Source organism: Sphingopyxis sp. (assembly GCF_035565275.1).
GTDB lineage: Bacteria > Pseudomonadota > Alphaproteobacteria > Sphingomonadales > Sphingomonadaceae > Sphingopyxis.
Window position 1 is genome coordinate 1 of the sequence record NZ_DATMST010000240.1, and the last position, 6,588, is coordinate 6,588.

General features: G+C 64.2%; 4 protein-coding genes and 1 pseudogene. 3 read left to right on the forward strand and 2 right to left on the reverse strand.

Translation table 11 applies throughout. The annotated features are described in order from the left end of the window. Positions 1-230, forward strand: a pseudogene (locus VN047_RS16435) (hypothetical protein); the annotation flags it as partial. After that, complete coding sequence (locus VN047_RS16440; protein WP_325544543.1) at positions 227-1,018, forward strand: sulfite exporter TauE/SafE family protein; 792 nt, start codon at positions 227-229, stop codon at positions 1,016-1,018. The pseudogene VN047_RS16435 and the gene VN047_RS16440, both read left to right, overlap by 4 nt. Here VN047_RS16440 and VN047_RS16445 read toward each other — a convergent pair. Beyond that, on the reverse strand, positions 1,015-3,180 hold the full coding sequence (locus tag VN047_RS16445) for a S9 family peptidase (protein WP_325544545.1): 2,166 nt from the start codon (positions 3,178-3,180) through the stop codon (positions 1,015-1,017). The two genes, VN047_RS16440 and VN047_RS16445, sit on opposite strands and share 4 nt — an antisense overlap. A 260-nt stretch (positions 3,181-3,440) precedes the next feature. Between VN047_RS16445 and VN047_RS16450 the strand changes: the two genes are divergently transcribed. Beyond that, positions 3,441-5,645: a TonB-dependent receptor gene (locus VN047_RS16450; protein WP_325544547.1), complete on the forward strand. Its 2,205-nt coding sequence runs from the start codon at positions 3,441-3,443 to the stop codon at positions 5,643-5,645. Positions 5,646-5,889: 244 nt separating this feature from the next. Here VN047_RS16450 and rsmA read toward each other — a convergent pair. Continuing rightward, positions 5,890-6,588: 16S rRNA (adenine(1518)-N(6)/adenine(1519)-N(6))-dimethyltransferase RsmA (gene rsmA, locus VN047_RS16455; protein ID WP_325544549.1), on the reverse strand; the 699-nt coding region annotated here is incomplete at its 5' end.

The window sequence follows — 6,588 nt, forward strand, 5'->3', positions numbered from 1 at the left end:
GCGCCGACGCGCGGGGCCTGCCGCTCGCGGTCGCCACCGACATCGATCAGGAACAAACGTTGCTCACCGTGCTCGGCGTGTCGATCTGGGCGGCGGTGCTGCCCTGGCTCGCTGGCGGTCAGCCGATATTCGCCGGCGCGCTGTCGCTGATCGCGCTCGGTTTTCCTGCCGCCTTTCTCCTTACGCGCCGCACCGGCAAGGCGGCACGCGGACGGCGCGCGGCGCAATGACGATCTTCGACGGGCTGACGCTCTGGGCGCTGCTGCCCTTCATCCTCGTCGGCTTCGCCGCACAGCTGATCGACAGCGCGCTCGGCATGGCGTTCGGGGTGATTGCAACCGCGCTGCTGCTCGTGCTCGGGCTGCCGCCGGTGTCGGCTTCGGCGGCGGTCCATGTTGCCGAGAGTTTTACGGGCGGCGTATCTGGGCTCAGCCATGCGATGCAGCGCAACGTCGACTGGCGGCTGTTCCGCCGCCTCGTCGTTCCCGGCATTATCGGCGGGCTGATCGGGGTGTGGTTGCTCACCAACATCGACAACAGCATCGCGCGTCCGGTCGTGCTCGCCTATCTGGGTGCGGTCGGTATCTATCTGCTGTGGCGCGGCGCACGGCGCCCGCAAACCTATCGCAGCCTCAAGCTGGTCGGCCCCCTCGGCCTCGTTGGCGGGATCGCCGACGGATCGGGCGGGGGCGGGTGGGGACCCATCGTCAGCGCCAACCTGCTCGCGCAGGGCGCCGAACCACGGACCGTCATCGGGACAGTCAACGCCTCCGAATTTTTCGTCACCGTCACCATCGCCGCGGGCTTCATCGGCAGCCTCGGCTGGCAAAATTTCAGCACTGTCGCGATCGGTTTGCTGATCGGCGGTGTGATCGCGGCGCCGATCGGTGCCTATCTGGTACGCCGCCTGCGCGCCGACTGGCTGGTCGGCGCTGCGGGCGTGCTGCTGCTGCTCGCGAGTGCCTATGGCTTCCTTGCCTTGATGTTCGCGCCGGTGCCGACGTTCCGCGGTTTCTAGACGCAGCGCATCGCGAAGGCCCAGAACAGCGCTTTCTGCTTATATTCGCTGGTCAGGTCGGCGCTGCCTTGATGACCGCTGTCCATATCGGTGAGCAGGATCGCGGGATTGCCGCTCGTCGAACGGCGGCGCACCTCGGCGACAAGCTTCGCCGGCTCCCAATAGGCGACGCGATCGTCCTTCAGTCCGGCGGTGCATAGCAGGGGCGGGTAAGCGGCGGCCTGGACATTCTCGTACGGCGAGATCGAGGCGATATAGTCATAGGCCTTTGGATCGGCGAGCGGGTCGCCCCAGTCGGGCCGGAACAGCGGCACGAGCGGGTGTGCGCCGTCGCTCATTGTGTTGAGCATGTCGACGAACGGCACTTGTGCGATCACCCCGCCCCAAGTGGCGGGGGAAATGTTCATGCTGGCGCCGACGAGCAGACCTCCCGCTGACAGGCCATAAGCGACAACCTTGCCCCTTGCCGTATAGCCTTCGTTCGCGAGATGTTCGGCGCAGGCGATGAAGTCGGTGAAGCTGTTGCGCTTGGTGAACTTGCGCCCGCCGAGGAACCATTGGCGCCCTTTCTCCGACCCGCCCCGGACATGCGCGATCGCATAGCGCCAGCCGCGATCGACGAGCGCCAGCGCGGGGATCGAGAATTCGGGATCGCTCGGAACGCCGTACGCGCCATAGCCATATTGCAGCAGCGGCGCCTTGCCATCCTTCGGTGCGTCGCGGCGTGACAACAGCGTGATCGGCACCGTCTCGCCGTCGGGGGCGGGAGCGAACAGCCGCTCGACGACATAGTCGTCGGGGTCGAAGTTCAGGACCTGCTGTTGCTGAACGACCGTCTGTTTGCCGCTGGCAAGGTCGATGCGGATCCAGCGGCGCGGCGATTTGGGCGACTGGTGGACGATCATCACCGAGCGCGCGGCATAGCTTTGCTCGGGCGGCAACTCGATCGCATAGGCGGGATCGTCAAACGCGATCGTCCGCTCTGCGCCGTCAGGGCGAAGGATCACGAGCCGGTGCAGCCCGTCGACGCGCTCGAGCCGGACGAGCGCATCCTTGAAAGGCAGGATCGAGAGGATCGGCGTTCCCGCGCGGTGCGGGACGAGCGTTGCAAGCGTACGAAAGCTTCCGGGATCGAGGCGCAGCAGCGCCATGTCGAACGCGTCGTCGGCGTCGCTCAGCGCGACAAGGCTGCCGTTCCACTCGTCGATTTCGTAAAGTACCCCCGTTTTGCGCGGCCAGACGACGACAGGCGCCGCCGTTTCGTTGGCAGCGGACACCAGGCGGACTTCCGCGGTTTCGGGGCCGGCAAGGGTCAGCGCGACGAAGCCGTCGGCGGCGGTGCGCTTCACCTGCATGAAGATCGCCGGATCCTTTTCCTCGTAGACGAGGTCGGTGGTCTTGCCGTCGACCGATGTGCGATAAAGCCGCGTCGGGCGGTTGCGCGCGTCGCGCCAGATCCAGAACAGCCAGCGCGAGGAAGGAGCAAAGACAAGGCCGCCATAGCCATAGGCATCCTTGTCGACGACGGTCCGGATCGCGCCGCTTTCATTGTCGCGAATGCAGATGCGATGGCGGTCGTTTCCGATGACATCCTCGGCCCACGCAAAATAGCGATGGTCGGGGCTCGGCTGATGACCGGTGCTGCGGAAATAGGGGTGGCCCTTCGCGCGCGCCGCCTCGTCAACGATCGGTTCGGGCTTCGCGCCTTTCCTCGCACGCGTATAAACCGCGTGCGCCGCGCCGGCAGGCATCGCCGACCCATATTCCCAGCCGTCCTTTTCGAGCGCGGGCGCCGCCACGTCGCCCGCTGCACGCGACAGCATCGCGTCGAGCAGCCGCGCGCGTTCGCTCGCGAGCGGTTCGAGGATCGCGTCGGCATAGGCATTTTCGGCGGTAAGCATCGTTCCGACGCGCTCGGGCAGGTTGTCGCGTGTGCGTTCGCCGTCGGCCGGGATGAATTTCATCCAGCTATAAGCGTCGTCGCGTGTACGGCCCAGCTGCTCGATCATATGCGAAATGCGCGGCGAGGCAGGTGGTTCGACCTTGGGCCAGCGTCCGGCGGTGCCCTTGTCGAAAGCCCATGCTGCGCGGTTGCCGAGCATGAGCGCCGCCACCGCCGCGCTGCCCAGAAATGTTCGCCGACCCTTGTTTTCGATGCGCATGGCGACCCTCTTTTCGATCCAATGGGGATGTCGCGCCAGTTTATGACGCGCCCATTGGCTTACTGCGCCGATCAGGCCGCCCAATCCATCGATTGGGCAAATTGACCCGGACGCCCCGCAAATCCGCGCTTTATCAGGTCGGGCCGCTGGCCCGATCCGGCTGGAATCTGGCCCAACCATCGCCGCCACACCAGTTCAACATGATAGCTTGAGCATCGGGTTTTCATACCAACAAGCAATATCAAAAAAGGGAGGCAAAGATGGTCTGTGCATCGATCAGGCGGGTCGTGGCGTGCGGTATTTCGATGGTGGCAATCGGACAGGCAACCGGTGCGATGGCGCAGGGGGCGCCCGCCGGTGCAATCGACGACAGCGAGATCGTGGTGACCGCGGCGAAGCGCGAACAATCGGTGCGCGACGTCAGCGGTTCGGTGACCGCGGTCAGCGAAGCGACGCTGCAAAAGCTCAATGCACAGAGCCTTTCCGACTATATTACCCGCGTCCCCGGCGTCGTGTTCAACGATTATCAGCCGGGCAATTCCGAGGTGGTAATCCGGGGTATCGCTTCGAGCACCTATCACGAGGCGAACCAAGCGACGACAGGCTATTATCTCAACGAACTGCCTCTCGGCGAGCCGGGCTTTCCGCTTGTCATTCCCGATGTCGATGCCTTCGATGTGAGCCGGGTCGAGGTGCTGCGCGGGCCGCAGGGCACCCTGTTCGGTTCGTCCTCGCTTGGCGGCGCGATCAACTATGTCGTCAATGAAGCAGACCCCGCGCGTTTCGACGCGGGTTTCGAAGGCACGGTTTCGACGACCAAGCGCGCCGGCGAGATCGGCTATGCGATCAAGGGCATGGTCAACGTACCGCTTGTTACCGACAAACTGGCTGTGCGCCTCGTCGCGTTGCAGCGCTTCGACGCCGGCTATCTCGACAGCCCCGGGATCGGCGACAAGGCGAGCAATGATTTGCGCGTCCGCGGGCTGCGCGGCTCGGTCGTCTTCACGCCGACCGAAACGACGCGCATCTCGCTGCTCAGCATGTATCAGGAATATGATCTCGACGATCAGACCTATGTCTTCATCGTCCCCGGCACCCGTAACTATACGCGCCCGAACACCGAGCGCGAATATCAGGACAGCGATTTCCAGATGCACAGCCTGCGGCTGGAACAGGATCTCGGTTTCGCTACACTGACTGCGGTTGGCAGCTATACGAAGAAAAAAGCCAGTTCGCTGTTCGATTATGGTCTTGGCGTCTTCGATCCGCGCACCGACACGCCGCTCGTCGGCATCGGCTTCGGCAATTCGAACACCCGTTACGCCGAACTCCGGCTCGCTTCGCCCGACGGCGGCCGTTTCCGCTGGCTGTTCGGCGCCAACTACACGCGACTCAAGGGCTTTGGAAACGACCAGCTCCAGCTTGAAGGTATCGCCGACTATGTCGATGCGAATCCCGGCGAATTCGACGACCAGCCGAGCAGCGTGATCACGCCTGACGATTTCACCAGCCGCTCGACCTATCGTAACCACGTCACCGAAAAGGCGATCTTCGGCGAAATCTCCTACGACATCATCGACCAGCTTACCCTCACGCTCGGCGGCCGCGTGTTCGAGTACCGGACCCGTTCAGAGGCGACGCTCGCGCCGAATGTCGATCTGGTCCCGGCGTTCGACTATGCGCCCGGCGCGGACAAGCAATCCGATTTCGTTCCAAAGGCGTCGCTGACGTACAAGCCGAACGACGACTTCATGGTCTACGCGCTCTATTCGGAAGGTTTCCGTATCGGCGGGCTCAACGTTTTTGCGTTGCCCTATCCCGACCTGCCGCAGTCGTTTGGCAGCGACACGACGCGAAACTATGAAATCGGCACCCGGTTCGATCTGATCGACGGTACGCTGTCGGTCGATCTGACCGCCTATCATATCGATTGGGACAACATCCAGGCGCGTCTCTTTACCCCCGATACGCGTGCCTACACTGTCAACGGTGGCGGCGCCGATATCGACGGTATTGAGCTCAGCCTGACGATGCGGCCGGCGCGCGGACTGACCTTTGCGTCGAACGTTTCATACAATGACGCGCGGCTGTCATCGCTGCTGCCCGACAGCTTCGCACCCGGCGGCGGTTATGCCAAGGGATCGCGCCTGCCCGGCGCGTCGGACTGGATCCTGTCCAATTCGGTCGATTTCACCATCCCCGATTCACCGCTGAAGCCGCGGATCGGGCTGTCGCACCGCTATCTGTCCAGCGCGCCGGTGGCGTTTGGCGCGACGCTGGAGAAGGGCGATTTCAACCTGATCGATCTCAATGCATCGGTGACGGTGAACGAGAAGATCGAGATCGGGCTGTTTGCCAAGAACCTGTTCAACCAATATGGCATACTGAACGCGCCCTTCTCGTTCGCGGGATCGGTCGCGCGACCACGGACCGTGGGCGCGACGGTGCGGTTCGGCCTGAACTGAGGCGGGACAGCAGGCAAGGGGCCGTTCCGCCGGACGGGTGGGGCGGTCCTTTGCGAAATGAGGCGAATAGCTGGTAACGACCGGTTGCGGACTTATCTCTCATCGTCATCCCGGGCTTGATCCGGGATCCATGGCCGCACCATCGTATGGATCCCGGATCAAGTCCGGGATGACGAAGGAGAGGGAACGAACGTCCGCTTTCCACCCCAAACCGGACATCCGGTGGTTGCAAACAGAGGTGGTGTCAGCGATCCAGCGCCCGCGCCAGCGCGACCCATTCGGCGACGCTGACCGTTTCGGCGCGGCGCGTCGGATCGATCCCCAGCGCTTCGGCGGCCTCCACCGCGCCCTCGATGCCCTTCAGGCTCTGCCGCAGCATCTTGCGCCGCTGTCCGAACCCCTTTTCGGTCAGCTTCGACAGGCGCTTCGGGTCGACACCCTCGGGTTCGGCCGCCGGGGTGACATGGACGATCGCCGACATCACCTTGGGCGGCGGCGTAAAGGCCGAGCGATGGACTTTCATCGCGATCTTCGCGGTCGATCGCCACTGCGCGAGCACCGCCAGCCGGCCATAAGCGTTGGTGTCCACCGGTGCGACGATCCGTTCGGCGACCTCGAGCTGGAACATCAGCGTCAGCGACACCCAGCGGGGTGGCCATCCTGCGGGCTCGAGCCAGCGCGTGAACAGCGCTGTGCCGACATTATAGGGCAGGTTCGCGACGATATGATAGGGCGCGCCGCCGGTCAGCGCGTTGATGTCGACCGCCATTGCATCGTCGGCAATCACGGTCAGCTGCCCCGGAAAGGCTTCGCCCAGTTCGGCGAGCAGCGGCAGGCAGCGGTCGTCGCGTTCGACCGCAATGACTCTCGCGCCCGCGCGTAGCAGCGCGCGGGTCAGCCCGCCGGGGCCAGGGCCGACCTCGAACACGATCTGGCCGGCGAG